Raw genomic sequence first — 25,356 nt, 5'->3', positions numbered from 1 at the left:
CCTTAACTCAAGGCCTCTCAGCGTTTGTGGACGGGAATTATAGGAAAAATATCCAAAGAAGTCAAGTGATTTCCAAAAGAATTTTCAAAAATAGGACATGATTTTTCGAAACCCCTACTCCCCTATTTATAATAGAAGAATATCCCGTTTTTCTTTTGATTGCAGGATTAACGATTAATATACTATAATCAACACAATACAATAAAATTGCGGGCGGCTATGGAATACATTGAATTTTTGGGAACGAGCGGAACGCGTACCCCTTCTCAGGGAACGACATGTGTTCACGTCTCAAAGCATTGCGTAATTGATGCGGGCAATCTCATCAATGCATTCGGCAACGATATTTTCACGATTGAACATATCTTTTTAACCCATTCGCATCTCGATCATATCATCGATATTCCGTTTCTCGCCGACTTGTTTGTAACCCAGAAAAAAGTCTCTCTGAAGATTTATGCCCTGAAAGAGACCCTGGATGATCTTCGCCGATTCATTTTCAATCACCGTATCTGGCCCAATTTCGAAGAGATTGCGCTGCTCGATCAAACCGAAAAGACTCTCGAATTGATAGAAATCGAACCGGATGTTGCCTACCGCGTCGATGACATTATCCTGACCCCGTTCAAAACGACCCATACCGACGGTAGCTGCGGCTATCTGATCGAAAGAGAGGGCAACGCTATTCTCTTTACGGCCGATACTTATCGATGCGGCCGTATCTGGGAAATGCTCGATGCCCATCCTCACATCCATTCGCTCGTGATCGAAGTTTCCTATCCTTCCCGGTACGGCGAGCTTGCGCAGGAGAGCAAGCATCTCACCCCGCTGCTGCTCGCCAATGAAATGCAGCGGTGCCGACGCAGCGACTTCCGCGTTTATACCATGCACCTTAAAACCCTATTTTCAGAAACGATCATCAGCGAGCTGGATTCCATGAAACTGCTCAGGAACGGAGGAGAGGTCCTCGTCGACGGAAGCCGGATCGCGTTTACGCACCCCGATACGCTATAATAGCGCTTTTAATAAAGGTGTTATTATGAGTATTGAACAAACATTAAAAGAACGAAGCGGCGGCATCTGCGAACTTTGCGGTGCTTCTGAAAATCTCGGAGTATTCGAAGTTTCCCCTTCGGACGGTTCTGCGGATCAGGCTGTCTATCTCTGTGCAACCTGCCGTACACAGATTGAAAATCCGGCCGATCTGGACCGGGACCACTGGCGTTGCCTGGGTGATAGCATGTGGAGTCAGACTCCTGCGGTGCAGGTCATGGCATATCGTCTTTTGAGCGCACTGGGCGACCAGGATCAACTCGATATGCTTTATCTCGAAGATGACGTCAAATCATGGGCACAAGCACAAATGCTCAAAACGGGAAGTACAGAAGAAACATCCGGCGGAGTGACACGGGACAGCAACGGAACCGCTTTGAACGAGGGTGACACGGTTACCCTGATTAAAGACCTCGAGGTCAAAGGGGCAGGATTTACCGCCAAACGCGGCACCGTCGTGAAAAACATCCGTCTCACCGACGATCCGAAATACATCGAAGGCAAAATCAACGGCTCGACAATCGTTCTCGTCGCCGCATATATGAAAAAAGCCTAAGTCTATAGAAGAACTAAGCTACAATAGAGTAATCTTCCAAATCTCGTTCGAAACGGGTTCCGTTTCGAACTTTGCTTCATGCGTCCGTAGCTCAGCTGGATAGAGCATTGGTTTCCGGTACCAAGGGTCAGGGGTTCGAATCCCTTCGGGCGTGCCACTCTTTTATTTTCCCTGCTTTTGCGTTTCTACTGCCAACTCCGAATAAATACGTGCTTTCGCGATATTAAGCCGATGTGTCCGTGCACTGTTTTCCAACAGTGAAATTTTCTGATTGAGTTGCGCTATCCGGGTGTTTATCGAATTGCGATTTTCCGCGACTTTTGTCTTATCGGTATTTTCAGGAGGCATTCCGACAAAACTTTTGACCTGATTTATATAACCGTTCCCCGCCTCTAGTGCATCGGCAATGCTCTGGGTTGTAGCCGCCATCGCCGCGGTCGATTCGGAAATGTCCCTTAAGTGGATCCGCAGATCCTCGGCATCGGCAAGAAGCTTCGTATCGGCGAATTGAGCCAATTTCGCTATCTCTCCCGAAGTAGCCGTGTTCCGTTCAAGCTTGTCGAATGCCGCGAGATAATTTTCCGTACTTTTTTTATAGCGATTGAGCGCACTTGCGGCTCCGCCCAGGTTCAACACCGTTTTGGAAACCAGTTTGGCCGAACTGGAGACTTCTCCCGCATACGGAACCGGCAGAAAACGGACGAGGTCAGAGATATAGACACTCGATTTGATCATCCGGGAATAATCGTCGACCGCTCCTTTCATTGTCTGAATAAATCCTTCGAAACTTTCAATGTTTTTTTTGTCTTCGCGTAAAAGCTTCGCGGTCCGTTCCAGATACTCGTAACTGTATCCGTTCAATCGATTTGCGTCCATGCACCTGTGTTCTGCCGTTGCCGTCATTCCGCCCGGCTGCGGTGCACACCCGCTCAGAATAATCAAAACGGCTGCCAATGCTGTCGTGCGTCTCACGTTCTGCCCCCTTTATATCATCCCCATCTCTTTGAGCGCCCGGCGTATTGCTCCTGCGATCGATTCGCCCGTCCGTTCAACGTAACGGTCCATTTTTTCTTTTTCCGCTTTCGTCAATGTCAGAAATACTTTCTCGCTTTGCTTGGTTTCTTCATTTTTTTTCGGGCGTCCGCCCGGATGTTTGGCGGTCTGTATCGCAACGTGCGTAGAAAGCTCGCGCTGTGTGACCCGCTTGGCAAACTTGTTTTCCATCGGTGATTTTTCCATATTTGCTACCTTTTAACTGTTAATAACCTGCACCTAATTTCTGTACTCCAGAATCTTTTCGTGCAACTCTCGAATCAATCCGGCACTTTTTCGGTAGGCATATGCTTTGATACCGCCCTGCCCCGAAAGTTCCAGAATGGAGCGGTTTTCATTGATAGCCGTCTGCAAGGCAACGCTCATCGGCAATGCGAACATCTCCGTCTCAAACCCAAGCGTTTCATCAAAAACGAACTTGGCATCGTTGATGTCGTTTTCTTTTTGACTCATGTTGGGGACCAATAAAATAGGCTTCCCCATCGGAGCGATCCGTACCAACGTGTCAACCGTTCCCTGAATGGTTTCCAGCGTGGGGATGAACGGGACGATCACCAGATCCGAATAGCCGACCGCCTGATCGAGTTTGATGTCATCAAACCCTCCGAAATCGAAGATTGTCGCTTCGGAAGGGAGGGGCAGCGTCTTTTCACGTAATTCGATTTTTTTCACCTTCTGAGGCAGCCGGTCGCAAAGGGAACCGTACGGATCAATCTCGCATCCGCTGTATCCGAAGCCGGTAATGAGCTGATGTGCGATCATCGATTTGCCTACGCCACCTTTGAAATTGACAATGGTAAGATTCATATAATTCCTTAAAAGTAAAAAACTGTTATTTACAGTATTTTACAATTAAAAAACAGTTTAAGTCAAGTTTTGAACTGTAAATAACCTATTATTTTTGGATTGTATTTCGGCCGCCGGCTCGCGGCAAAGGAGAAAAAAACGGTTCAGGCAACCGCGAAGTCTTCTTTGTAGAGCAAATGGGCCATTGTCTGTTTGAACGCTTCCATTTCACTGAAAACAAAATCCAAAGAAAGGCTTTGTTTTTCACTGATTTCGAGGCAGTTGAAAATTTCACGCATCGTCATTCGTGCACGTTTGGCTACGATTAGATGATCAACGGAAAGGCTTTTGAGTTTGTTAAGCATTTTTTCCTGCTTTTCGTGCAGTTCGTTTTGAAGGCTTAACATCGTATACCCCCTTTTCAGAAATATGCTATTCTGGCATAGAAGAATTACTATTTTATTACTTATTCTGCAATTTTTTGTTAAATTTTGAAATTAATATCGGTTAACGAAAAAAAATTCTTATCACGTAACCTTTAGTGACACTATATAAGAAAATATGATTTGAAAAAAAGTGGGTTGAGTTGTAAATGGTGGAGCTGTGCGGAATCGAACCGCAGTCCGAAAACGGGCCACCAAAGGCGTCTACATGCTTAGAGACGTTGTTTGAGTCTCGGACGGCTTCACACAACGTGCAAAGCTACACCGCCCCAGCCTCTAAATTCGTCCGCGGACGAGACATCCCGCGAATATATCTATCTGAAGGTTATACTTCTCAAATCTTCGTAGATAGAATCGGAAGGAGAAGCAGTCCTAAGTTAAGTTAAAACTTACGCTACAGCGTAAGCAGGACGATAGTTTGTGTTGTTTGCGTTTAAGCAATGTGGGCCGTGTAACGGAGGTGCCCAGTCCGGCATGCAACCTAAAGCATCCCGCTCCCGTCGAAGCCATGTCAGCCCCAAGAGAAGTGAATACGCCATTATAGCATGCTTAGTCGTTAATCAGGGATTTAATATTGCGGGTAATTTCACAGCATTTGGCGATTTTTTGGGTAGCGTTCAGGGTATCGTCGAGTAGGACGCTGACGATGGCCGATCCGACGATGACGCCATCAGCCCCCTGCACTTTTTCACGGGCCGTTTTTTCGTTCACGCCGAAACCGACATAGACCGGGGTCTGGGTGTGGCGCTTGATGGAAGCAAGCACACCGCTTAGATCCTCGCTCTGGCCGCTTCCCGTTATGCCGGCATACGCGACAAGGTAGATGAATTTACGCGCATCAGCCGTGATCGTTGCGATACGCGCATCGCCGTCGGTAGGGGCGACGAAAGAGATGTTGGCAAGGTTGTGGCGTTCAAACAGCGGTGCGTAGGCCGTTGCTTCCTCATAGGGAAGGTCCGGGATAATCAATCCGTTAACCCCGATCATTTCGGCACGCTGAAGCAATTTTTCCATCCCGTACTGGTAAAAAGGGTTGAAATACCCCATCCAGAGCGTATCGATGCGGGGAGCAATCGTTTCGGAAATCGTCAAAAGATCGGCAAAACGGAATCCCTGAGCAAGGGAGCGGCCGTTTGCTTCCTCGATAACCGGACCGTCGGCAACCGGATCGGAAAAAGGGACTCCCAGTTCCAGGGTATCGACACCGTTTTCCCCCAGTGACAATGCCAAATCAACCGTAAATCCGGTATCGGGATATCCTGCGGTGATGTATGCTACGAGTTGTTTCACTCTGACTCCATATCGGGTAAAATTAAAAGGGAAAAGTGGACATGGGAGAGTTCATTGTCCATTTTCAGATCTTCTTGCCACTGCATGAACATATCCGCCACGCTGATCATCCAATTGACGGTCTCGTCATTGGCTTTTTTATCGCGGGTCCGAAGCTGTTCGAGTGCCTCTTCGACAAATGCCGCAAGGCGTGTCATCGGCTCCATCTGCAAATAGCCCGACGCTGATTTGATGTTGTGGAAAATGCGAAACAATTCGTCGATGCTGCGATGGTAGCGTGTTTCGCTTCCCAGATCGACGATCAACGGTTCCATGATCTCCACCATCATTGCGTAGTGGTCCAGAAACTCGTCGATGATTTCAAAATCGAAATTCGCTTCTAGTTCGCTGCGTATGCCCATGTCGATCTTCTCCTGTGCGGTCAAATTATAACCACGTTTTGTTTAATATCCTCACTTAAGGTTGTCATCGAATGGCGATATACCCCAAATTTTGGGTAAACTATCTACTTTAATCACACACAGTACGAGAGATCAGACAACGATGAAAAAACTTACGATCGGTTCCATACTCAAACGGAAAAACGGCGAACCGCTGGTCATGATCACCGCTTACGACGCCCTTTTTGCACGGTTACTGGCGCCGAGTGCCGATATTTTACTCGTCGGGGACAGCCTGAACATGAGTTTCGGAGGCAATCCCGATACCCTGAGCATTACGATGGAGCAGATGATCTATCATACCGCCGCAGTGTGCAAAGGGGCGCCTCATACGTTCGTCATCACCGACATGCCCTTCGGAAGCTACACCGACAATGCTACGGCCCTCGCAAACGCAATCCGGGTCTATCGCGAAACGCCGGCTGACGCGGTCAAAATCGAAGGGGGAGCCGATAAAGCCGAGCTTGTGCGTCATCTGACCGCCAACGGCATCGCCGTGTGCGGGCATATCGGTCTGCTGCCACAGGCAGTGCGTGCGGAGGGTGGATACAAAGTCAAAGGCAAATCCGAAGACGAAGCCCTTTCCCTGATTGCCGACGCCCGCGCTATCGAAGCGGCGGGAGCCTTTATCCTGGTCATCGAAGGGGTGAAAGCCGACGTCGCCGAGCGCGTAGCGCGAAGCGTATCGGTGCCTGTCATCGGAATCGGTGCGGGCAACGGCGTCGACGGCCAGGTACTGGTCTTTTCGGACATGCTCGGTTTTTACGAGCCGTTCGTCCCGAAATTCGTCAAGCAATACCTCAACGGTGCGGCGGCGGTCAAAGAGGCCGCCGGGCGCTATGCAGCGGAGGTGCGTTCACGCGCTTTCCCCGATGAAAACTACATTTACTGAAGAAAGAGACTCGTGGAACGGATTGTAGAGATCGAAAAATTTGATGCCGAGGAGTCGAGCGAAACCTCGCTCCGGCCGAGCGGATGGAACGATTATATCGGACAGGAACAGATCAAAAAAAACCTGGGAGTTTTTATCGAAGCGAGCAAAAAACGCTCCGAAGCACTTGACCATGTCCTCTTTTTCGGACCTCCGGGGCTTGGAAAAACGACGCTGGCGCTGATTATCGCCAACGAAATGGGGAGCAACATCAAAGTGACCGCCGCGCCGATGATCGAAAAAAGCGGCGATCTTGCCGCTATTTTGACCAATCTCGAAGAGGGGGACATCCTCTTTATCGACGAAATCCATCGCCTTTCTCCGGCGGTCGAGGAGATCCTCTACCCCTCGATGGAAGATTTCCGCCTCGACATCATCATCGGGAGCGGCCCGGCGGCACAGACGGTCAAAATAGATCTGCCGCGGTTCACGCTGATCGGTGCGACCACGCGCGCGGGAATGCTCTCCAATCCGCTGCGCGACCGTTTCGGGATGAATTTCCGGATGCAGTTCTACACCCCCGAGGAGTTGTGTGATATTATCGCGCAAGCTTCTCTCAAACTGGGAAAGGCCATCGACAAAAACGCGGCGATGGAGATCGCCAGACGTTCACGCGGAACCCCGAGGATCGCTTTGAGGCTGTTGAAACGGGTACGCGATTTCGCCGACGTCGCTAACGAAAATACGATTCTCCACGAGCGTTCCCGCTATGCCCTCGACCAGCTGGGTATCAACGCCCACGGATTCGACGAAATGGACATCCGCCTCCTCAAGCTCCTGATGGAGGCCAAAGGACGGGCAATGGGGCTCTCGACGATCGCGGCGGCACTGAGCGAAGACGAAGGGACGATCGAAGACGTTCTCGAACCCTACCTCCTCGCCAACGGATACCTTGAACGGACGGCCAGGGGAAGGGTCGCTACGCCGAAAACCTATGATCTTCTGAAATTCGGTTCTCCTCAGCAGGGGTTGTTTGAATGATCAAAAAAGAGCATTTCACGCTGCTCCTCCTCGCGTTTGTGAGCTACGGCATCTACCGGCTCTACGAGCCGTTTTGGATGAACATCGTCATCGCCATACTGCTCGCCATTTCAACGTATCATATTCAGGCCGGCTTCGTGACACTCCTCCGCAGCCGGTTCTGGGCGTCGATGTTTTCGACGCTTTTGCTCGCCGCGCTTTTTTTTGCGCCGCTAGGGTATTTTTTGTTCCATTTTTCGGTCCTGCTCCAAAATCTAGATCCCGCATCGGTCAATACGTTTCAGTCGACGTTCCGGGGATGGATGGAACATCTGCCCCCTTCGCTGGCCCGATTCGAGGCTAAAATCGAAGCCTCCCTCAACCGGCTCGATACCGCCGCGCTGGCCCAGCACGCGATCGACTACGCTTCCCAGATCGGGAGTTTCGCCATGTCGTTTCTCTCGGGGGCAATTTTTATCCTGATCTTTTATTTCATCGCCCATTATTACGGGAAGGAGATTTTCGAGTTTTTCAAACGTTCGACCCATTTCCCGCAGCAGGAGAGCACGCTGATCCTCTTCGAGATGCGTTCGTCGATGAGCGTCGTGTTTTACTCGATCCTCGTGACGGCGGTCTTCGAAGGGGCTCTCTTCGGTGTTGCTGTCGGGTATATGGGATACAACGGGCTGCTGTTCGGGATTATGTACGGGTTTGCGTCGCTGATCCCGGTCGTGGGCGGAGTGGTCATGTGGCTCCCTTTTGCGCTGTATGAGCTGTCGCTGGGAAATACCCAGAACGCCTTGTTTATCTCTTTGTATACCGTGATCGTCATCTCGGTGATCGCCGATACCTTTATCAAACCGTTTATTATCAAAATCATCAACCAGAAACTGATCAAACCCCAAGAGAAGATTAACGAACTGATCATCTTTTTTGCGATCATCGCCGGACTCGCGACGTTCGGCTTTTGGGGAATGATCATCGGACCCGCGATCACCGTGCTGTTTTTGACCCTGCTTCGGATCACGGAAGCGCAACGTCAGGAAGGGGAGAACCGTTAATCCTGTTAACATTGGATTGACGGAGCGTTGGATCAATTTTCCTATGATGTCGGTGTATGAACAATCAAACAAACGGAGTACAATCATGAAAAAGATTCTTGGCGCGGCACTGATCCTCGGAGCAACCGCATTGATGGCATGTCCTATGGGCATGGGACAGGGAATGATAGGCGGAGGTATGTGTAAAGGGGGCATGATGGAAAAATGCCAGTGCGATACGAAACAGCTTCCAAGAGCTCTTGAAGCGCTTGATCTGAGTGACAAACAAAAAGAACAGATCATCAAATTGCGCGAAGAAGCGCAGGCGTTCCACAATAAACAGCACGAAAAAATGCTCTCCGTCCTCACTCCCGAGCAGCGCGGTAAAATCGAGTACATGCGCAAACTCAAAGGTCAAAAATGCGGCGGTATGCAAGGCATGAACATGCCTCAAGGCAAAATGGGCGGCATGGGCTGCAAAAACTGCGACAACCAGTAAAACGGCATGATTAAAATCCTCCTGATCGAAGACGACATCGAAATCTCGGATCTTCTGACCCAGTATTTGAGCCGTTATCAGATGGAGGTGATCGCCTACGAACATCCCCGCGCCGCGCTGGCGTCTCTGGGGATCGAATCGTACGATCTCGTACTGCTCGATCTCACCCTCCCCGATATTGACGGGCTGGAGGTATGCAAATCGCTCAGGGAACGGAGCGACATCCCCATCATTATCTCATCGGCCCGGAGTGATTTGGGAGACAAAGTCATCGCCCTCGAACTGGGGGCGGACGACTATCTCCCCAAGCCCTACGAGCCCAGAGAGCTTGTCGCGCGGATTCAGAGCCTGCTTCGCCGCGTCGGCGGCAAAACGATACAGGCGAGCAGCGATACGTTCCGCGTTGACGAAAACGGTATCTACAAAGACGGGGAGCTCCTTCCCCTCACCCGCGCCGAATTCGAACTCTTGGCCCTTTTGATCAAGCATCGCCGTCAGATCGTCTCACGCGATTTCATCGCCAACAACGTCGAATCGATCGGATGGGAAAGCTCGGAGCGGAGCATCGATGTCCTTATCAGCCGCATCCGCCAAAAGATCGAGGCCAATCCCAAACATCCCACCCTTATCCGTTCCGTCCGCGGGATGGGCTATCAGTTCACCCTATGATTTCCCGCCGCCATTCGGTTTTTTTCAAACTGCATGCCTTTTTTTTCCTTGCACTGGTCGTTCTGATACTGCTGTTTCTCTCGGCTCTCGGAGAGCAGGAACGCCAGAAATTCCATCTTCTTGCCCACCGTTCGATGGAACTTTCCCGTATCGTCGATGAAACGCAGGGGCGAAGCTGTGCCGATACGAATGCGGAACTCTCCGCAGCCGGATTCAAGGTTATCGCCGGGAAAACACCCCGTTGCGAAGCGCTCAAACTTCCACTTCCCATGCAAGAAAAGCTTCGCATGCGAAACGTACGGGTCACGATTTACAAGGATGACGCCGGAGTTATCTACGAACTCGACCAGGGGCACTGCACGATGTTTTACCGCGATACGGCGGAAGGAAAAACCTACTATTTTGTCTGGTTCTTGTTCGTAGCGTTGCTGGGGGGGCTGGTGAGCATGTACCTGTTGCTGTGGAGCAACCTTAGACCGCTCAAACGCCTCTACGAACAGATCCGCCTTTACGGCGAGGGAAAAGAGACGGTCAATACCACAAGCAAAGGCAAAGACGAGATCGCCCTCATCTCCAACGCCTTTAACGATGCGCTGGAGAAGCAGACGAAACTAAAAAAATCGCGCGAATTGTTCCTGCGCAACATGATGCATGAGCTCAAAACCCCGATCACCAAAGGTAAACTCATCGTTGAGCTTGAAGAACCGAGCCCTAACCGCAATCTGCTGGGGAAACTTTTCGACCGCCTTGAACGTCTGATCAACCAGATGGCGCAAATCGAAAAAATGCATGCGTTCGCACTGCACAAAACAAACGTCTCGCTAGAATCGGTCATCAAAACCGCGGCGGAAAACCTGATGCTCGATCCTGCGAACATCCTTTTGCATGGATGCGACCGTGATCTCTTGGTTGATGAAGCCCTCTTCACAAGCGCGCTGCAGAATCTAATCGACAACGCCTACCGCCATGCGACCGACTACCCGATCGAAATCGTGTGCGACGGTTCACGCATCTGCGTCAAAAATGCGGGAGAGCCGCTGAAGCGTCCCGTAGAAGAAGCCTTACAGGCATTCGTGACCGAAAGGGGAGACGGGGGATTGGGGCTGGGGCTCTACATCGCGCAGTCGGTGTGTGAAATGCACCGGTTCAAACTCTCGTACCGGTACGAGGAGGGAATACACCGTTTCTGCATCCTTTTCGATTCCCATTTTTCAGGTGACCGCGTTTAAGAAGTCAACGGGCGTTATCCTCGACTATCGGAACGGTTATCGTAAAGCAGCTGCCGGATTTGCCGGTTTTTACCCCCAGTGTCCCTTTCATCCTCGATTCGATGATATTTTTGGCCAAATACAATCCGAGTCCCGTTCCGTATGACTCGTGTTTCGTCGTAAAATAAGGGTCGAAAATATGTTCGAGGATATTTTCCTCGATCCCGCCGCCGTTATCGCATATTTCGACCCTGCCGTAACGTTGATCGCAACGGAACGTGACCGTTATTCGTCCTTGTGCGATTTTTCTTTCCCGGATCTGCAATCCTACCGCATCGATGGCGTTGTTCAGGAGAATCATCACCACCTGTTTGAATTCATTCTCGACGCCGTAAAAGCTGGAGAGACATTCCGTCTCCACCGTGCAGGCTATTTTGCTGCTTTCGAGCTGCGCATTCAAGATGTGCAAAACGTCTTCGACACTTTTTTGCGGATGGAAAACGATCGTCTCTCTCTCCGGATGAAGAAATTTTCGGAAATCGTCAATCGTATGGGACATATAGGCGATATTGGAGCTGATGATCCGCATCTTGTCGTGAAAATCCTCGTCGCTCAAAACCCCCATACGGTAATACGTTTCAAGATTCACCGTCGCCAATCCGACGATATTAAGCGGCTGGCGCCACTGATGGGCGATCGATTCGAGCAATTCTCTCATTGCTGCCTGCCGGGATTGATGGAGCAGCAGGCGTTCTTGTTTCTGACGTTTTTCCATCTCTTCTTGCACCCGTTTTTCAAGCTCGACATTGAACGATTCAAGCTGCTTTCTTTGAGCGTTAAGGGTATTTAGACTCTCTTCGAGGTGAAGCTGAATCTCTTTTAAACGAGTAATGTCCCGGCCCGCTCCGACAGTGCCGATGATATTTCCCTCTTTGTCGTAAAAAGGGGCTTTGTAGACTTCCAAATAGAGCATTTTGCCCTTGACGTTGCCGAACTCTTCGAACTTCATCGGTTTATTATTCTCGATGACGACAAGATCGGAATTGAAACATAATTCTCCGAATGTGTGCCATTCGGGGTTTTCAGGATGCGATTCTCTTTCCCTGCGGGCAAAAAAGATATCGTTCTTTCCGATCGGTTCGTCCGTGTCTTTGGCCATGAGAAGGCCGTCGCAAATTGCCTGGTTGGCATAAAGATAATTGCCGTTCACCTCTTTGACCCAAAGCATATCGGGGAGATTCCGGGTCAGCAGATTCAGCAACTCCGAATTGTGCTCTTTGAGATCCGAGATATCAAAAGCCAAAAATGTACTCCCCTAACGCTTGAGAGCCGCAATGTTGCGTCGTACAAAGATCCAGATAAGTGCCGCGACTCCCGCCATCGCAAAGCTCAGTACCATTCCCAGTGTCAGCCATTGCCCTGCCAGGTAACCGATCTGCGGGTCGGGAGCGCGGAAAAATTCGACCAGCCCGCGGCCGACTCCGTAACTGAACCCGTACAAAAGGATTAATTCCCCCTCGAAAGCCTTGCGTTTTCGGTAGAGATAGACGACCGCGAAAACCACGATCCCTTCGACGAACGCTTCGTAGAGCTGGGAAGGGTGGCGGAGAGTATCATAGACGTAAATTCCCCACGGCACGTCGGTCGCACGGCCGATCAGTTCCTGGTTGAGGAAATTGCCGATCCGTCCGAAAACATACCCAAGAGGCACCGCTACGGCCACAACGTCCATAAGCCGTCCGAAAGGGATTCCGCTGCGACGGACGAAAAGATACGAGGCAATCAGGAACCCGATCACCGCGCCGTGGTAGCTCATCCCCCGGATGCCGACATACTGCCCGTCCATAAACGGGTTGAAAATCTGCCACGGGTGCGTCAGGTAATACCATGCATTCGGGTCGTAGAAAAAAACGTACCCCAGTCGCGCCCCGAGGATCACCCCGAAAACCTCCCACGAAAAAAAGTCGTCGAGCTGTTCTTTGGTAATGGCAATGTTGTCTTTGACGATAATCCATTTGGCGACCGCGAACGCCGTAAAGAGTGCCGCGACATACATCAGCCCGTACCAGTGGACGGGGATCGAGAAGATGTTGAATGCTACGGGGTTAAAATGCTCGTATATATGATTCCAGACTTCCATGTTACACCTTGATCCGTTTTGCGCCGACGAGGTAATCGCGACCCACACGCCCGATGTTGTGCAGATGCACGTTGTAGCGCTCGTCCACAACCCCTTCTGCATAGTAAAAATGCTCGATTTTCAAAAAAGCGATGGTCATCAGGCTCTCTTTGAGTTCGGTAACCTGATGCAACGAACACAACAATGCCGCCTGTGCATCCGCGACCATCGGAGGATAGGCTTCCAGTACCGTTTGCATGTCGATGCCGCAGTTTTCGCTTTCGCTGACACCGTAAGGAAGCGGTTCGGAACTCGCTTCAATGGGAGAGGCATGGACATCGTGCGCAAGGGATATCGTCGCCTTTTGGGTATCGAGGATGTTGCGGATTGTATCTTTAAGCCCGCCGTTTTCATGCCGTCCAAAAGAGACCATGACACACGGAGGCACTGTAGAGACGGGGATAAAGTAGCTGTAGGGGGCGAGGTTGGTACCCCCTTCCCCCGCTGTCGAAATCCATGCGATCGGACGGGGGAAGATCGTATTGCTCATCATTTTGTAGACGGTATCGGGTTTGAGTTCTGTCGGATCGATTATCACTGTTTTTCCTTCCGGTGCTGCCCGATGATTTGGGTAAGCACTTCAAGCTTTTCGTTCAGCCGGTACGCTTTGCCAAATCCCATCACGACGCTCCCGCCCGAAGGGGAAAGTCTGAAAAGGTGAAAATCTCCCATCTGCGTCAACGAGGCAACGAGTTCCGGGTCAAAATGAGCTTTGAACCGCTCGATTATTGCAGCGTACATCGGATCGGTGCGGACGGTTTCCGAAGCTTTGGCTTCTATCGTCACCCGCTTGCGGGCAAAGGGTTGGGTGCATTGCGATTCGTCTTCGGCAAACAGCAGCGAAACGTCGGGATTGGCTAGAAGATTGCGTCCGTGCTGGGCCACGGTACTGATGAGGATATAAAAATCGCTCCCCATCCGTACGTACGGTGCCGTACTTGCGTGCGGCAGGCCATCGGGGGTCAATGAAGCGATATTGAGGGTTTGAAACATTTCCAGGAACGCTTCGACCTCGACCGTCGTCATTGTCGAAGCGCTTCGGCGATCAGTTCGATCGGATTTTTGAAAATGACGTCAACGGAGGCTTCGTGAAGCGAATTGTTGATCTGCATACGGCAGGCGCTGCACTCGGCGGTGACAATCTGTGCCCCGCTTTTACCGATCATGGCCGCTTTGGGTTTTCCGGCGGCCTGCGCGTAATGAAACTTCTCGGTCTGCATCGTAACCCCACCGAAACCGCAGCAGGCATTAGGATCGCTCATTTCGGTGATCGTATAATTCTGGCCGACGAGCGCGCGGGGTTCTTTATAAACCCCCTGCATTTTTCGCGCGTGGCAGGGGTCATGGTAAGTGACCACCAGATCGCTGCGCCCCTTGGAGGCCAAAAGCGCTTTGAGCTCGGTTTTCTGTTCCAGCCACTCGGTGGCCATGAAAACCTTGTTTTTGAGTTTGTTGGCTCTCTCCCGCCACTCGGGCTGGTCGTGGAAATAGTGGTCGTAATCGATCTTGATCATCGCGCTGCACGTCGCCTCGGGGATGATGATAGCTTCGACCTCGTCGATGAACGACTCGAAATACTCGATGTTTTTCTTTGCATTGTGGTCGACAGTGGCGAAATCCCCCGTAAAATAGGCCGGTGCGCCGCAGCACAGCTGTTTTTTTGGGATAAAGGCATCGATCCCCAGCGCTTCGAGAATGTCAACAAGCCCTTTGCCGATTTCGGTGTAACTGTAGTTCCCGAGACACCCGATGAAAATAGCGACCCTACGCTTCCCGCCGTGGTCGATCTCTTCGGGATAACTGTTCAGAAACGACGTTTTCCCCATCGACGGAAGCAGACGGTCTTTTTTGATGATGGGGAGTGAAAAACGCGGGGTCATCGACTGCGTCTGTTCTTTGATCTTGAAGCCGCAGGTCTGAAATACGTATCCGAGTTTGAACATCACATCCATCAGTTTCCGGTGACGCAGGAGAAGGAAAAACGCCCGTTTGAACCATGCGATTCCGTAGCGGTCGGCAATATCGGCCCGTACCTGTTCGATCACCATATCGGTCGGCAACGCCTTGGGACAAACGTCGGTGCAGTTGGTACACAGGAAACAGCTTTCGAAAATCTCCTTGGCGTTTCGGTCGAGTTCGAGGTGACCACGTTCGTATGCGCCCAAAAGGTCGATAAACCCGCGCGGAGAAGTGACTTCGTCGGCATTGACGTTGTGGATCGTACAGACGGGGATACATTTCCCGCATTTGATGCACGCGTCCGATGTCGCCGTAAAATTGAAAAGTTCGCCCTGCTGCGTCATGGTTACACCGTTTTGCTGAACGCCTTGTCAGATGCGGCATGACGTTTCATGTACGCATCGAAAGGCATCGAGATATTACGGATTAACAGCGTCCCCGTCGGGGTGCATTCGATCGCATTCGGGGTGATCGTAAGCAGTCCGTCGGCCTCGAACGGCTTCAGCGCGTCGAGGGCATCGGCGAAATACTCCGCGAATTTCACCCCGTACGCCGCTTCAAAACGGGGAATGTCGAGTTTGAAATTGCTCATCAGCTCCATGATGACGTATTGGCGGATACGGTCGTCCGTGTTCAGGGCGACGCCGCGCTCGTGCGGCAGGCGTCCCGCATCGATCGCGGCTTCGTATGCTTCCATTTCCTTGAAATTCTGGGCGTAATAATCAGCCCCCTCCCCGATGCTGGTAAGGCCGATACCGATCAGGTCCGCCCCCCCTTTGGTCGTATACCCCTGGAAATTGCGGTGAAGCTCCCCTTTTTCAATCGCTTTGAAAAGTTCATCCTCGGGTTTGGCGAAATGATCCATCCCGATCATCTTGTAGCCGCGCTCTGCCATATGGTCGATCGTGTAACGCATGATGGCGAGTTTTTCGCTCGGATGCGGCAGCGTCGTCTCGTCAATCTTGCGCATCGTCTTTTTGAGCCACGGCACATGGGCATAGTTGAACACGGCAAAACGGTCCGGATCGAGCGAAACAGCCAGATCGAGGGTCTTTTTAAACGTCTCCAGGCTCTGATACGGCAATCCGTAGATCAGGTCGACGTTGACGCTCACCATCTTGTATTTGCGTGCCAAATCCATCGCCGCTTTGGTAATGTCGTAAGGCTGTACGCGGTGAACCGCCACCTGGACTTTCTCATCGAAGTCCTGGATCCCGAAGCTTACGCGGTTGAACCCCGCATCCGCCATCACTTTCATCTGCGCTTCGTCGATGTGGCGCGGGTCGATTTCGCAGCTGATCTCGGCGTCGGCCGTGAAGTTTTTGAAATGCCCTTTGATGGCTGCGATGATACGCTGAAGCTGATCGGCATCGAAAAAAGTGGGAGTACCCCCGCCGAAATGGAGCTGGATGACCGGACGATTGACATCGATGTGTTCGGCGAGAATCGCCATCTCACGGATCAGATAATCGATGTAGCGCTCTTTTTTGTCCTCTTTGGAGGTAAAAACGACGTTACAGCCGCAAAAATAACAGGCATTCTTGCAAAAAGGAAGGTGAAAATACAAAGAGAGGGGGCGCGAGGAGTCCTGCGCGTGAAGCTTGGAAAGATACGCGTCGTAACCGAATGCGTCGCTGAACTCGAGCGCCGTAGGGTAACTGGTGTACCGGGGGCCCGGCTTGGAATATTTCGTAAATTTGTCAAAATCAAGCATTCATATCGTCCTGTGCGTCCTACGTTGATCGCGATTATGCCCCTTTTGGGTTGAATAACGGATAAAAAAGCGACATTATTCGAAAAGCGGGGGAGAAAACTCCGTTTTTTGAACACGAAATACTTTGAGTTTCACCGGTTCTGTGCTAGAATCATAATATTTTGTAAATCGTTCCAAAGAGGATGTATGAGCCCAATCAAGGTACTGGTCGTCGAAGATGATGAAGTGACTGCGGTCAATTTGAAAATGTCGCTGGAAAAACAGGGGTACGACGTCGTATCCACCGCCGACAACGCGGTGACGGCCCGCAATAAGATCAAAATCTACAACCCCGACATTGCCCTGATCGATATCGGTCTGCAAAAAACGATGGACGGCATCGAGCTCGCACAGTTCATCCGGGACAAACATCCGCTCCCCTTTATCTACCTCACGGCCCATTCGGACAACGATATGCTCAGCAAAGCAAAAAAAACCGAGCCCTACGGTTACATCGTCAAGCCGTTCGATCCGATCAATCTTCACACGACGATCCAGATGGCGATTTACCGCTTCAAGGAAGAGAAAAAACGCAATTCCAATCTCGATGAGCTCAAATCGGACCGTGAACAACTCGAAAAACTGGTCTACGCCAAAAAACTCTCCGACAAGCCGATCGTCGAATTCGGCGACGGCTACCGCCATGATATCGGTTTGGGAGAGACCTATTACCAGGACAAAAAGATCAAACTGACCAAAAAAGAGAACGCGTTTATCCGCCTGCTTGTCGCCCAGCTTGGAAGCGTCGTCGATTTCGAGCAGGCGATCAACTATGTCTGGGATACCAAAGGGGCAACCGATAACAGCGTCCGCACCCTCGTCTGGCGCCTGCGGGCGAAACTCCCCACCGACGTCATCAAAAACGCCTCGGGCGTAGGATACTACCTCGAAGAATAGCCGGCATTTTTCGCCGGAAACCTCCGAGCAAATTCGCCGCACAACACTTCACAGGCTTCGACGAAATCGAATTCCTCTTCCCCCGCCGCCGCCGATTCCTCGATCACCCGTGCCAGACGCGAAAGTTCTTCAAAACGGAAATTGCTGCTGGAACCTTTGATCGAATGGGCCACGAACGCGATCTCCTCGTACGATTTCGCCTCGATCGCTTCGCGAAGTTCATCGAGCGAACGCTCCATTTTCACACGGTAAATTTCGAGCAACTGCTCGATCTGTTCCCGGTCCAGCATCAGCGCACTTTTGAGGTGGTCCATGTCGATGAAGGTTTCGTTCTCTTCCCTTTTGGCAGGAGCTTTGGAAACCGTGGGGCTGCTTGGGAGATAACGCTCGAAGACCTGTTCGATCTCCCGCAAGACGATCGGCTTGCCCAAAAAGGCATCGTACCCGTTTTGGATCGCCCTTTCCCGTGCCCCTTTGATCACATTGGCGGTCAGGGCGACGATCGGGGTGTGCCGGCGCTTTGATCCAGCTTCGTACGCCAACATGGCTGCCGTCGCCTCGTTACCGTCCATCACGGGCATCTGTTCGTCCATCAGTACGATGTCGTACTCTTTTTGTTCGAACTCTTTGAGCGCTTCGGCCCCGTTGGAGACGATTGTGTACCCCAGGCCGTAACGTTCCAGGACGATCCGGATCAGCTCCTGGTTGGCACTGTTGTCTTCGGCAACGAGGACGTTCCCCTCAAATCCGCAGCCACGACACGGGCTCCCGGGCAGGACGCCCTCGCGTGCCGTACCTTCGAGCGCTTCGTTGAAGGCGCTTTGGAGCTTGGTGCAGTAAATGGGGAAAGTCAGGGGGACGATGTTTCCGACCGTGTCGTAACGGTCGTCGAGAAAATCGAGAATGGCGATCGAGGGGATATTGCGTTCGATGATGGCTGTGCGCTTGGGCTCGTCGATCGCGCTTTCGAGAAAAATCAGCAGATCGGCCGATTCGTCCACCGAATCTATCTGCTCGATCTTCAAGCCGAAATGTTCCCAGTAGCGTCGAAGCGACTCGAGTTTGTACCCTTCCGATTCAGGATAACCCAGCAGCGCGATCCTGAGATTTGCCATCCGCGAGGGGTCGAACTTCGATATGAAACACTCCGTGTTGACCGTCACGGGAATTTTGAGGGTAAATACGCTTCCCTCTCCGGGCGAGGATTGGAGTTCGATCCCCCCGCCCATGTGAACGGCCAGCTGACGGCAGATGGACAGTCCCAGTCCGCTTCCGCCCTGAAGCTGCTTACCGCACTCCTGGACCTGGGAAAAGGCATCGAAAATTCTCTCCTGATCGGCCGGTCCGATCCCGATCCCCTGATCGCTAACGGAGAGATAGAGAGTTCCCTCTTCATACCGCGCTTCGACGTGGATCACCCCGGCATGATCGGTAAATTTGATGGCGTTGCTCAAAAAATTCCCCAGTATCTGCTTGATCCTCAGCGCGTCAGCCGTCATCTCATAGGGGATCGAAGGATCGATAAAACTGGTGAGGGTGATACTTTTGGAATTGGCGCTGGGGACGAAGAGTTCCATCGTGTGAGAAATCTCGTCATGAATGTTAAACGGTTGCGGATCGACGGTGAACTCTCCGCTGCGGAGTTTCGAGAAATCGAGGATGTCGTTGATGATGTGCAGCAGCGTTTCACCGCTGTTGGAGATAATGTCGAGGTATTTTTGCGATCTCGGGTTGGTCGTTTCATCCCGCAGCAGTGAAACGAACCCCAAAATGGCGTTGAGCGGCGTACGTATCTCGTGCGACATGTTCGAAAGAAAGTACTCTTTCGCTTTCGACGCGTTGAGGGCTTCCTGCTCTTTTTGGTAGATCGTATCGGTGTAAAGTTTGAGAACCCCGGCAAAATTCTGATCAAACAGGTAGCTGATCGTGCTGAAAACAGCCTGGGCATTTACTCCGAGCCGATAGGTGGCATCGATGACGGAACGTTTGAAATGGGTGCAAAGGACGAAAAGCTCGTCAGCCCGGATCTCTTTATCCTTGAGGTAGTCGATCAGATCGGCGATGACGGGACACTGCCCGATCTCCATCTCTCCCGAAACGACCCCCATGAAATAATCGAACACGTTCGATGCGTAACGGTTGACGAAAAAATCGGTATCAATTTCGTGGCGTTTGAGAATATCCGAACAGATCTCGTGCGAAACCCATTCGACGAGTATCGACTCTTTCTCCGCGATCAAAACATCTCTGGCATCCTGCAATTGCGACAAATCGGGGAGATTCATACCCTATCCTCTAGAAACGATGACGGTATAATACTATAATTTTTTATTATTTATGGCTTGATCCAGAAAAAGACGCCCGCCGCAATCAGCAGAAACTGCACACCCAAAATAGCGGTTGTACCGATGATATTTCCGGTCTGGCAGCTGGTACACTGTTTGTATTTCCGCGATTCGTAAAAAGCATACAGAACGTACCCGATAATCAGCAGCGGCACCGTTGCCAATGCGGCGGCATCGATCCGGAACACCGTTTCGGCGTATTGTTCAGAGAGAACGAACGGCAGGATGAAGCTTGCCGCGATGACAAACATCATCCACTTCGCCCCTTTTTTGAAATAATCGCGTACGAATACCGTCGGACAGCTTCCGCCCCGGGCATCGGCCACCAGGCCGAATTCAAGATGATCGTCGATACGCCGCTTCATTTCACGATCCACCCGATCGACGAAAGTGCTCCCGAAAGCGTAATCGAGATACTGCTGAAATCGACGGGCTTCTTCGCCGACGAGGTCCCGGTGACGCGGATTCCCCTCCGTATCCTCATAAATGACCGTGACGCGGGTGAAACGGTCGACGTCGACGCTGATACCCGGGTAATAGAGGCTGCGTTCGGTGAATACCGCTTTTTCCGATTGTTTGATCAATCGGGCGTTCACATACGGGACATACGAGTCCCCTTCTTTCATAACGATAACGTTGTACTGGATGCCGATCAAAATCGCGGTGAGGGCTTCGAGGTCGTTCGCCTTCATCGTATCGATCATGTCGCTGATCGCTGTACGCAGTTCGCTATCAAAAAAACGGACATTGGCGGAGATCAGGCGGATGCGGGGATCGGGATAACGGATAATCTCTCGGATCATGATATGGGCACTTTTTTCGGAAGTTTGGGTTTCGGCCGAAAGGCCGAAACAGGAGAGTTAGTGGCTTTTGCTGACAACAACCAGCATTTTGAGGTTGATGATGATGAAACGGATAAACTGCCACAGTTTGCAGGTCCGCATAAAGCGGGCCCATTTCCCCGGGATCATCGCGGTATTGAACTTGTCGTTTTTGGCGAAGTTGAATTCTTCTGGTTTTGACATGATTGTGCTCCTCTTTCTTTATTCGGGAATAAACGTCCAGCCCGGTTTGAGCTTCGCTTTGTAGATGAACAGGTAATGGAGAATGTGTTTGATCCAGTGACCTGCAAGACCGATTTCACCGAACGTGTAATCGGTGTCGCGCCCCGTTCCGGGGTATTTGTCATAATCGGGAACGACCGGGTAAACGGTCATCGCCGCCGCCTGGCCGTCCAGCCATCCTTTACCGGCGGACGCGACGCACGCTGCACCCATCTCGGCCATGGAGGCTTCGTGAAGATGGGCATCAGACCCTTTTTTGATCAGATCGCAGATGCTGTGGGCCACCGCTTTCCCGATGATACCGCTGGGCATACCCGTCCGCGGAGGGGTCGGATTGATGACGGTACCGTTAGGCGATTTCGCCGGTTTGGAGATGATATGCGGAGGTGCGAACGCGATCCCTGCGGCAAACATGTTTTTGTACGTCGGGTTCTGGTACGTACGAGGCCAGTCGGAAGCTTTCCACTCTTCATAGGCTTTTGGCGTATAGTCGGCGTCGACTTTCATAAACCCGTTGGGAGCGAATACCGTATCGGTAATATCTTCCCCCGCTTTGTTGTACGCTTTGAGCCCGACACCGGCAAACGGCGGGATCAGCATCGAGAAGTCAAACTCCTCTTCTCCCGTCGATCCGTCGAGAAGCTCGTAGGAAACTTTCCCTTTTTCGACTTTGTTGACATGTGCGCCGGTGATGTAATCGACACCGCGCTCAGCAAACAGCGACTCGGTGAAAATACGGCTGCTGACAACGTATCCGCCCACTTTCATATGCAGACCGCCCATACCGAAGTCACCCATGAACGTTTCGTTCGAGATCCATTTGATATCGGCCATGTCGCGCAATCCCGCTTTGCGGAGTTCGTGTTCGACGTTGAAAATATACTCGAACGCCGCCCCCTGGCACGTACACATACCGTGTCCCGTACCGATGAGAATTTTCTGACGCTGGCCTTTGCGCATTTTTTCCATGACTTTTTCAAGTTCGTGCGCCGCGTGTTCGGCATGGTCTGCGGTACACACCGATACGGTGTATTCCCCGAGGTTGGAACCCTCTCCCAGGCCCGGCGTAGCGCCGAAGTTGAGCTTGGGACCCGTGGCGTTGATCAGGTAGTCGTAAGTGACTTCTTCGCTCACACCCGCTTTGCCCTGACCGGTGTACTCGATTGTTACAAACGGCTTGTCGCTGCCTGCGCTTCCCTCAGGGTTGATGCTGACGGCTTTGGCCTGTTTGTAGGTGATCCCCGCTTTTTCGTAAACAGGAGCGAGATCGAACGTGACGTCCTCTTTGGTCATTTCGCCGACACCGACCCAAATGTTCGAAGGAATCCAGTTCCATTTCGAGTTCGGGGTGACGACCACCACCTCATGTTCTTTACCGAGCCAATCCGCCGCGAATGTCGCCGCGGTGTGTCCGGCGACACCGCCGCCGAGGACCACTAATCTCGCCATTGTTTCTCCTTCTAATAAAATCCATTAACGGTGATTATATTACCATTCCATCACAATGTTATCACAACCTTACAAGATGATTCATATTTTATATTAGAAATTCGACAAAAGATTATAATGTTACCTTTTTTCTCAATTTTTACGGCGCGCCCAAAATCTTCGATACGATCTCGTACACGTTGTCCGAAAGGCCCGGATGATTTTTGATCCGCTCCAGTTCCCCCCCCATCATCGGCTTGTGCTCGGCGCACAGGCGGGCATAGTTTTTGAACGCGCCGGCGAGACCCGACGCCACCTGCGGATTGAGGGGATCAATCTGGAGAATTTTATCGGCGATGAAGCGGTACCCCTCGCCGCTTCGGTCGTAAAATGCGACGGGGTTTCGGGCGAAACTGCCGATAAGCGCACGGACGAGGTTGGGGACTTTGATGTCGAATGCCGGATCCTCCTGCAACGCCTTGACCCTCTCCAGCGTCCCTTTGCGCTGCGACGACGCGCGGACGGCAAAATACTTGTTCATCACCAGGGTCTGATCGCGGTAGCGTCCGTAAAAATCTTCCAGTGCCTCTTCCCCGTACGCAGGGGCATAGTTTTCGAGCAATTCGAGCGCCGCGAGCCGTTCGGTCATTGTCAGCGCATCCGTATAGTGGGCACGGCACAGCTGCGCGTCCTCTTCGTTCTCCAGACTCATCAACACTCCGAGCAACCGGTTTTTAAGCGAACGTCTCCCCATGCTCTGCCCGCTGATCGACGTATCGGCGGGATCGTAGAGATCTGCGATCTGATCGCGAAGGTGTGTGCGGTAACGTTCCGCGAGGATTCGTTTGAGATTCTCCCTGGCCGATCTGATCGATTCGACGTCAATCACGCTTTGGCGCTGCATCAGCGATGCAATGGAGGGGAGTTCAAGCAGTTGCGCTTTGAACATCGGTTCAATCGAACCGTCCAGCAAAATCGCTCCGTAACTCTCCACAAAACGCTCATCGGCCGTTTCGCCTTTCATCATCGCTTCCAAGGTTTCGATGCCGAAACGCTGCGCCGCTTCGTAGCGGACGAAACCGTCGTTGTCTCGGGCCATCAGAAACGGATAATCAAGCCGGTCGCACTCCACGATGACCGGGGCACTGAACTCCCGGTTCAAAGACAATGAGGCCGGAGAGTCTATCCCCTCGAAGATGATCTCGTGTCTCTCCTTCTCGATCCAGAGAACGTCGCCGTGCAGCACCGTGATATCTGCGGTTTTGAGCGGATAGCTTTCGCCGTTTTCTTTGAGCAGGGCGATTCTGAACGGCATCGCATAAGGGAGCTGTTCGAGATTTTTGGTGTTTTTAGGCACTTGTTGAACGACGTTCAGACGCATTTGACGTTTTTGGGGATCATGCTGAGCCGAAACGACAAGCGTAGGAGTCCTTTCCTGGGAATACCACCGCTTGAAACGCTCCAGATCGACCGGGCTTTCGCTCTGCATCGCCCACAAAAATTCCTCCGTCCCCACGGCACGCCCGTCAAACGTTTCAAAATAGCGATCCATTGCGGCGCGGAAACGTTCGGGACCGAGGATCGTATGCATCATCCGGATCACCTCGGCCCCTTTTTCGTAAACGGTCGCGGTGTAAAAGTTGTTGATCTCGATATAACTTTCGGGTTTGATCGGGTGAGCCGTCGGTCCGGCATCCTCCACAAACTGCCGTTCTCGAAGGGCACGGACGTCGTCGATACGCTGGATGTGCCGGGAATTCATGTCGGCGCTGAAACACTGGTCACGAAAAACGGTCAAGCCCTCTTTGAGCGTGAGTTCAAACCAGTTTCGGCAGGTAATGCGGTTGCCCGTCCAGTTGTGAAAATACTCGTGGGCGATCACGCTCTCGATCCCCATGAAATCGCCATCAGTTGCGGTATCCTCATCCGCCAGCACGTAGTGGGAGTTGAAAATATTGAGCCCTTTGTTCTCCATCGCCCCCATGTTGAAACTGTCGACCGCAACGATGTTATAGACCTCCAGATCGTATTCGCGTCCGTAGGTGACCTCGTCCCACTCCATCGATTTTTTCAGGGAACGCATCGCATGATGACATTTTGATTCGTTCCCTTTGTCGCAATAAATCGCCAAATCGACTTTTTTCCCGCTCATTGTGGTGTAGGTATCGTGGATAGAACCCAAATCGCCGGCGACCAACGCAAACAGATAGCAGGGTTTGGGGATCGGGTCTTCCCAAAGGGCGAGATGTTTGCCGTTATCGAGAGTCGCGGTGCCGCGCAAGTTTCCGTTGCTAAGCAATACGGGGCATGTTTCTTTGGAAGCGATAATCTTGGTGGTAAAGCGGGTCATCACATCGGGACGATCGATAAAATAGGTGATCCGGCGGAACCCTTCGGGTTCGTTTTGGGTACACCAGATTCCTCCGGAGCGGTACAGTCCCTCGAGCGCGGTATTTTCATCGGGATAGATGCGGGTGATGACACGGACGGTCGCTTCGTCGGCATCGAGGGGAATATTCAGCCCTTTTTCGTCGGCGCGGTACATCGCCTCCGTATACAACACCTCATCGACCCACAACAGCTCGAGGTCCAGCATCTCTCCATCGAGCCGCAGCTGTGTTGCGGCGCGATCGAGGCGGACGATTTTCATCACGTTGTCGACCCGCGTGGAACCCTCCTCGATGATAAATTCCAAACGGCATTCGGAGACGGTATAGGCCGGGGGAAGGTAATCTTTGTAATAAATCGTTCTGTGTTCCTGCGTCATCGGTTCCGCCTCTTCGTATCTATAAATTTCTCTTTT

The 25,356-nt window shown here is 51.8% G+C and carries 26 protein-coding genes, 1 tRNA gene and 1 other RNA gene; 10 read left to right on the top strand and 18 right to left on the bottom strand.

Features of this window, described 5'->3' with window-relative positions:
- Positions 1-219 precede the first annotated feature (219 nt).
- The 3 genes from E0765_RS05160 (at position 220) to E0765_RS05150 (ending at position 1,766) form a co-directional block, all read left to right on the top strand.
- The gene (locus tag E0765_RS05160; protein ID WP_132812153.1) at positions 220-1,014 is read left to right on the top strand and encodes an MBL fold metallo-hydrolase; all 795 of its coding nucleotides are present in this window, start codon (positions 220-222) and stop codon (positions 1,012-1,014) included.
- Between the two features lie 25 nt (positions 1,015-1,039).
- Entirely contained in the window at positions 1,040-1,609 is a 570-nt protein-coding gene (locus E0765_RS05155) for an alkylphosphonate utilization protein (protein WP_132812152.1), read from the top strand.
- 80 nt (positions 1,610-1,689) lie between these two features.
- Positions 1,690-1,766: transfer RNA gene (locus tag E0765_RS05150), tRNA-Arg, on the top strand.
- 5 nt (positions 1,767-1,771) lie between these two features.
- On the opposite strand, the gene E0765_RS05145 is transcribed toward E0765_RS05150, so the two are convergent.
- The 7 genes from E0765_RS05145 to E0765_RS05115 form a co-directional block, all read right to left on the bottom strand.
- Positions 1,772-2,581, bottom strand: a complete 810-nt coding sequence (locus E0765_RS05145) for a hypothetical protein (RefSeq protein ID WP_132812151.1) — start codon at positions 2,579-2,581, stop codon at positions 1,772-1,774.
- 12 nt (positions 2,582-2,593) lie between these two features.
- Positions 2,594-2,848, bottom strand: a complete 255-nt coding sequence (locus E0765_RS05140) for a hypothetical protein (protein WP_132812150.1) — start codon at positions 2,846-2,848, stop codon at positions 2,594-2,596.
- A 33-nt stretch (positions 2,849-2,881) separates the two neighbouring features.
- On the bottom strand, positions 2,882-3,469 hold the full coding sequence (locus E0765_RS05135) for a hypothetical protein (RefSeq protein WP_132812149.1): 588 nt from the start codon (positions 3,467-3,469) through the stop codon (positions 2,882-2,884).
- A 143-nt stretch (positions 3,470-3,612) separates the two neighbouring features.
- Positions 3,613-3,855: a hypothetical protein gene (locus E0765_RS05130; RefSeq protein ID WP_132812148.1), complete on the bottom strand. Its 243-nt coding sequence runs from the start codon at positions 3,853-3,855 to the stop codon at positions 3,613-3,615.
- A 186-nt stretch (positions 3,856-4,041) separates the two neighbouring features.
- Positions 4,042-4,410, bottom strand: a transfer-messenger RNA (tmRNA) gene (gene ssrA / locus E0765_RS05125).
- A gap of 30 nt (positions 4,411-4,440) precedes the next feature.
- Entirely contained in the window at positions 4,441-5,181 is a 741-nt protein-coding gene (gene trpA, locus E0765_RS05120) for a tryptophan synthase subunit alpha (protein ID WP_132812147.1), read from the bottom strand.
- Positions 5,178-5,582 carry an Hpt domain-containing protein gene (locus E0765_RS05115; protein ID WP_132812146.1) on the bottom strand — a complete coding sequence of 135 codons (405 nt, stop codon included), beginning with the start codon at positions 5,580-5,582 and terminating at the stop codon, positions 5,178-5,180. Before E0765_RS05115 ends, trpA begins: the two co-directional genes overlap by 4 nt.
- A gap of 142 nt (positions 5,583-5,724) precedes the next feature.
- On the opposite strand from E0765_RS05115, the gene panB reads away from it, so the two are divergent.
- The 6 genes from panB to E0765_RS05085 all read left to right on the top strand — a co-directional run bounded on the left by panB (position 5,725) and on the right by E0765_RS05085 (position 10,949).
- Positions 5,725-6,513 carry a 3-methyl-2-oxobutanoate hydroxymethyltransferase gene (gene panB / locus E0765_RS05110; RefSeq protein WP_132812145.1) on the top strand — a complete coding sequence of 263 codons (789 nt, stop codon included), beginning with the start codon at positions 5,725-5,727 and terminating at the stop codon, positions 6,511-6,513.
- A 12-nt stretch (positions 6,514-6,525) separates the two neighbouring features.
- Positions 6,526-7,533, top strand: coding sequence for a Holliday junction branch migration DNA helicase RuvB (gene ruvB, locus E0765_RS05105; protein WP_132812144.1), 1,008 nt, complete (start codon positions 6,526-6,528; stop codon positions 7,531-7,533).
- Positions 7,530-8,573, top strand: coding sequence for an AI-2E family transporter (locus E0765_RS05100; protein ID WP_255417857.1), 1,044 nt, complete (start codon positions 7,530-7,532; stop codon positions 8,571-8,573). The genes ruvB and E0765_RS05100 overlap by 4 nt, the downstream gene beginning before the upstream one ends.
- A gap of 85 nt (positions 8,574-8,658) precedes the next feature.
- On the top strand, positions 8,659-9,051 hold the full coding sequence (locus tag E0765_RS05095) for a hypothetical protein (RefSeq protein ID WP_132812143.1): 393 nt from the start codon (positions 8,659-8,661) through the stop codon (positions 9,049-9,051).
- Between the two features lie 6 nt (positions 9,052-9,057).
- On the top strand, positions 9,058-9,720 hold the full coding sequence (locus tag E0765_RS05090) for a response regulator transcription factor (RefSeq protein ID WP_132812142.1): 663 nt from the start codon (positions 9,058-9,060) through the stop codon (positions 9,718-9,720).
- Positions 9,717-10,949 (top strand): ArsS family sensor histidine kinase, encoded by a 1,233-nt coding sequence (locus tag E0765_RS05085; protein WP_132812141.1) that lies wholly within the window; start codon positions 9,717-9,719, stop codon positions 10,947-10,949. The genes E0765_RS05090 and E0765_RS05085 overlap by 4 nt, the downstream gene beginning before the upstream one ends.
- Positions 10,950-10,953: 4 nt before the next feature.
- Here the strand turns inward: E0765_RS05085 and E0765_RS05080 are convergent, their stop codons facing one another.
- The 6 genes from E0765_RS05080 to hemN are packed head-to-tail and all read right to left on the bottom strand — an operon-like array spanning position 10,954 to position 16,780.
- Positions 10,954-12,231, bottom strand: coding sequence for a PAS domain-containing sensor histidine kinase (locus E0765_RS05080; protein WP_132812140.1), 1,278 nt, complete (start codon positions 12,229-12,231; stop codon positions 10,954-10,956).
- A gap of 12 nt (positions 12,232-12,243) precedes the next feature.
- The gene (gene lgt, locus E0765_RS05075; RefSeq protein WP_132812139.1) at positions 12,244-13,068 is read right to left on the bottom strand and encodes a prolipoprotein diacylglyceryl transferase; all 825 of its coding nucleotides are present in this window, start codon (positions 13,066-13,068) and stop codon (positions 12,244-12,246) included.
- Between the two features lies 1 nt (position 13,069).
- The gene (locus tag E0765_RS05070) at positions 13,070-13,645 is read right to left on the bottom strand and encodes a flavin reductase family protein (protein ID WP_132812138.1); all 576 of its coding nucleotides are present in this window, start codon (positions 13,643-13,645) and stop codon (positions 13,070-13,072) included.
- On the bottom strand, positions 13,642-14,133 hold the full coding sequence (locus E0765_RS05065; protein WP_132812137.1) for a HugZ family protein: 492 nt from the start codon (positions 14,131-14,133) through the stop codon (positions 13,642-13,644). The genes E0765_RS05070 and E0765_RS05065 overlap by 4 nt, the downstream gene beginning before the upstream one ends.
- Positions 14,130-15,410, bottom strand: coding sequence for a (Fe-S)-binding protein (locus tag E0765_RS05060; protein ID WP_132812136.1), 1,281 nt, complete (start codon positions 15,408-15,410; stop codon positions 14,130-14,132). The genes E0765_RS05065 and E0765_RS05060 overlap by 4 nt, the downstream gene beginning before the upstream one ends.
- Positions 15,411-15,412: 2 nt before the next feature.
- The gene (hemN, locus tag E0765_RS05055) at positions 15,413-16,780 is read right to left on the bottom strand and encodes an oxygen-independent coproporphyrinogen III oxidase (protein WP_132812135.1); all 1,368 of its coding nucleotides are present in this window, start codon (positions 16,778-16,780) and stop codon (positions 15,413-15,415) included.
- 186 nt (positions 16,781-16,966) lie between these two features.
- On the opposite strand from hemN, the gene E0765_RS05050 reads away from it, so the two are divergent.
- The gene (locus E0765_RS05050; protein WP_132812134.1) at positions 16,967-17,716 is read left to right on the top strand and encodes a response regulator; all 750 of its coding nucleotides are present in this window, start codon (positions 16,967-16,969) and stop codon (positions 17,714-17,716) included.
- On the opposite strand, the gene E0765_RS05045 is transcribed toward E0765_RS05050, so the two are convergent.
- From E0765_RS05045 to pepN, 5 genes are all read right to left on the bottom strand, one after another.
- Positions 17,701-20,001 carry an ATP-binding protein gene (locus E0765_RS05045; RefSeq protein ID WP_132812133.1) on the bottom strand — a complete coding sequence of 767 codons (2,301 nt, stop codon included), beginning with the start codon at positions 19,999-20,001 and terminating at the stop codon, positions 17,701-17,703. The genes E0765_RS05050 and E0765_RS05045 overlap by 16 nt on opposite strands.
- Positions 20,002-20,051: 50 nt before the next feature.
- Positions 20,052-20,864, bottom strand: a complete 813-nt coding sequence (locus tag E0765_RS05040) for a peptide deformylase (RefSeq protein ID WP_132812132.1) — start codon at positions 20,862-20,864, stop codon at positions 20,052-20,054.
- Between the two features lie 57 nt (positions 20,865-20,921).
- Positions 20,922-21,086, bottom strand: a complete 165-nt coding sequence (locus E0765_RS12470) for a hypothetical protein (protein WP_165921673.1) — start codon at positions 21,084-21,086, stop codon at positions 20,922-20,924.
- Positions 21,087-21,104: 18 nt separating this feature from the next.
- Positions 21,105-22,574: an NAD(P)/FAD-dependent oxidoreductase gene (locus E0765_RS05035; RefSeq protein WP_132812131.1), complete on the bottom strand. Its 1,470-nt coding sequence runs from the start codon at positions 22,572-22,574 to the stop codon at positions 21,105-21,107.
- A gap of 139 nt (positions 22,575-22,713) precedes the next feature.
- Positions 22,714-25,320, bottom strand: a complete 2,607-nt coding sequence (gene pepN / locus E0765_RS05030) for an aminopeptidase N (protein ID WP_132812130.1) — start codon at positions 25,318-25,320, stop codon at positions 22,714-22,716.
- Between the last annotated feature and the right edge of the window lie 36 nt (positions 25,321-25,356).

The sequence above is a fragment of the Sulfuricurvum sp. IAE1 genome, assembly GCF_004347735.1.
GTDB lineage: Bacteria > Campylobacterota > Campylobacteria > Campylobacterales > Sulfurimonadaceae > Sulfuricurvum.
Note: the sequence above shows the minus strand (reverse complement) of the source record. Positions and strands in the feature narration are given on the sequence as shown.

Coding starts and splice junctions, on each gene's coding strand:
- E0765_RS05160 (WP_132812153.1), top strand. CDS start 220: ATGGAATACATTGAATTTTTGGGAACGAGCGGAACGCGTACCCCTTCT.
- hemN (WP_132812135.1), bottom strand. CDS start 16,780: ATGCTTGATTTTGACAAATTTACGAAATATTCCAAGCCGGGCCCCCGG.
- lgt (WP_132812139.1), bottom strand. CDS start 13,068: ATGGAAGTCTGGAATCATATATACGAGCATTTTAACCCCGTAGCATTC.
- E0765_RS05085 (WP_132812141.1), top strand. CDS start 9,717: ATGATTTCCCGCCGCCATTCGGTTTTTTTCAAACTGCATGCCTTTTTT.
- E0765_RS12470 (WP_165921673.1), bottom strand. CDS start 21,086: ATGTCAAAACCAGAAGAATTCAACTTCGCCAAAAACGACAAGTTCAAT.
- E0765_RS05050 (WP_132812134.1), top strand. CDS start 16,967: ATGAGCCCAATCAAGGTACTGGTCGTCGAAGATGATGAAGTGACTGCG.
- pepN (WP_132812130.1), bottom strand. CDS start 25,320: ATGACGCAGGAACACAGAACGATTTATTACAAAGATTACCTTCCCCCG.
- E0765_RS05045 (WP_132812133.1), bottom strand. CDS start 20,001: ATGAATCTCCCCGATTTGTCGCAATTGCAGGATGCCAGAGATGTTTTG.
- E0765_RS05155 (WP_132812152.1), top strand. CDS start 1,040: ATGAGTATTGAACAAACATTAAAAGAACGAAGCGGCGGCATCTGCGAA.
- E0765_RS05060 (WP_132812136.1), bottom strand. CDS start 15,410: ATGACGCAGCAGGGCGAACTTTTCAATTTTACGGCGACATCGGACGCG.
- panB (WP_132812145.1), top strand. CDS start 5,725: ATGAAAAAACTTACGATCGGTTCCATACTCAAACGGAAAAACGGCGAA.
- E0765_RS05115 (WP_132812146.1), bottom strand. CDS start 5,582: ATGGGCATACGCAGCGAACTAGAAGCGAATTTCGATTTTGAAATCATC.
- E0765_RS05095 (WP_132812143.1), top strand. CDS start 8,659: ATGAAAAAGATTCTTGGCGCGGCACTGATCCTCGGAGCAACCGCATTG.
- E0765_RS05130 (WP_132812148.1), bottom strand. CDS start 3,855: ATGTTAAGCCTTCAAAACGAACTGCACGAAAAGCAGGAAAAAATGCTT.
- E0765_RS05035 (WP_132812131.1), bottom strand. CDS start 22,574: ATGGCGAGATTAGTGGTCCTCGGCGGCGGTGTCGCCGGACACACCGCG.
- E0765_RS05065 (WP_132812137.1), bottom strand. CDS start 14,133: ATGACGACGGTCGAGGTCGAAGCGTTCCTGGAAATGTTTCAAACCCTC.
- E0765_RS05100 (WP_255417857.1), top strand. CDS start 7,530: ATGATCAAAAAAGAGCATTTCACGCTGCTCCTCCTCGCGTTTGTGAGC.
- E0765_RS05135 (WP_132812149.1), bottom strand. CDS start 3,469: ATGAATCTTACCATTGTCAATTTCAAAGGTGGCGTAGGCAAATCGATG.
- E0765_RS05040 (WP_132812132.1), bottom strand. CDS start 20,864: ATGATCCGAGAGATTATCCGTTATCCCGATCCCCGCATCCGCCTGATC.
- E0765_RS05090 (WP_132812142.1), top strand. CDS start 9,058: ATGATTAAAATCCTCCTGATCGAAGACGACATCGAAATCTCGGATCTT.
- E0765_RS05140 (WP_132812150.1), bottom strand. CDS start 2,848: ATGGAAAAATCACCGATGGAAAACAAGTTTGCCAAGCGGGTCACACAG.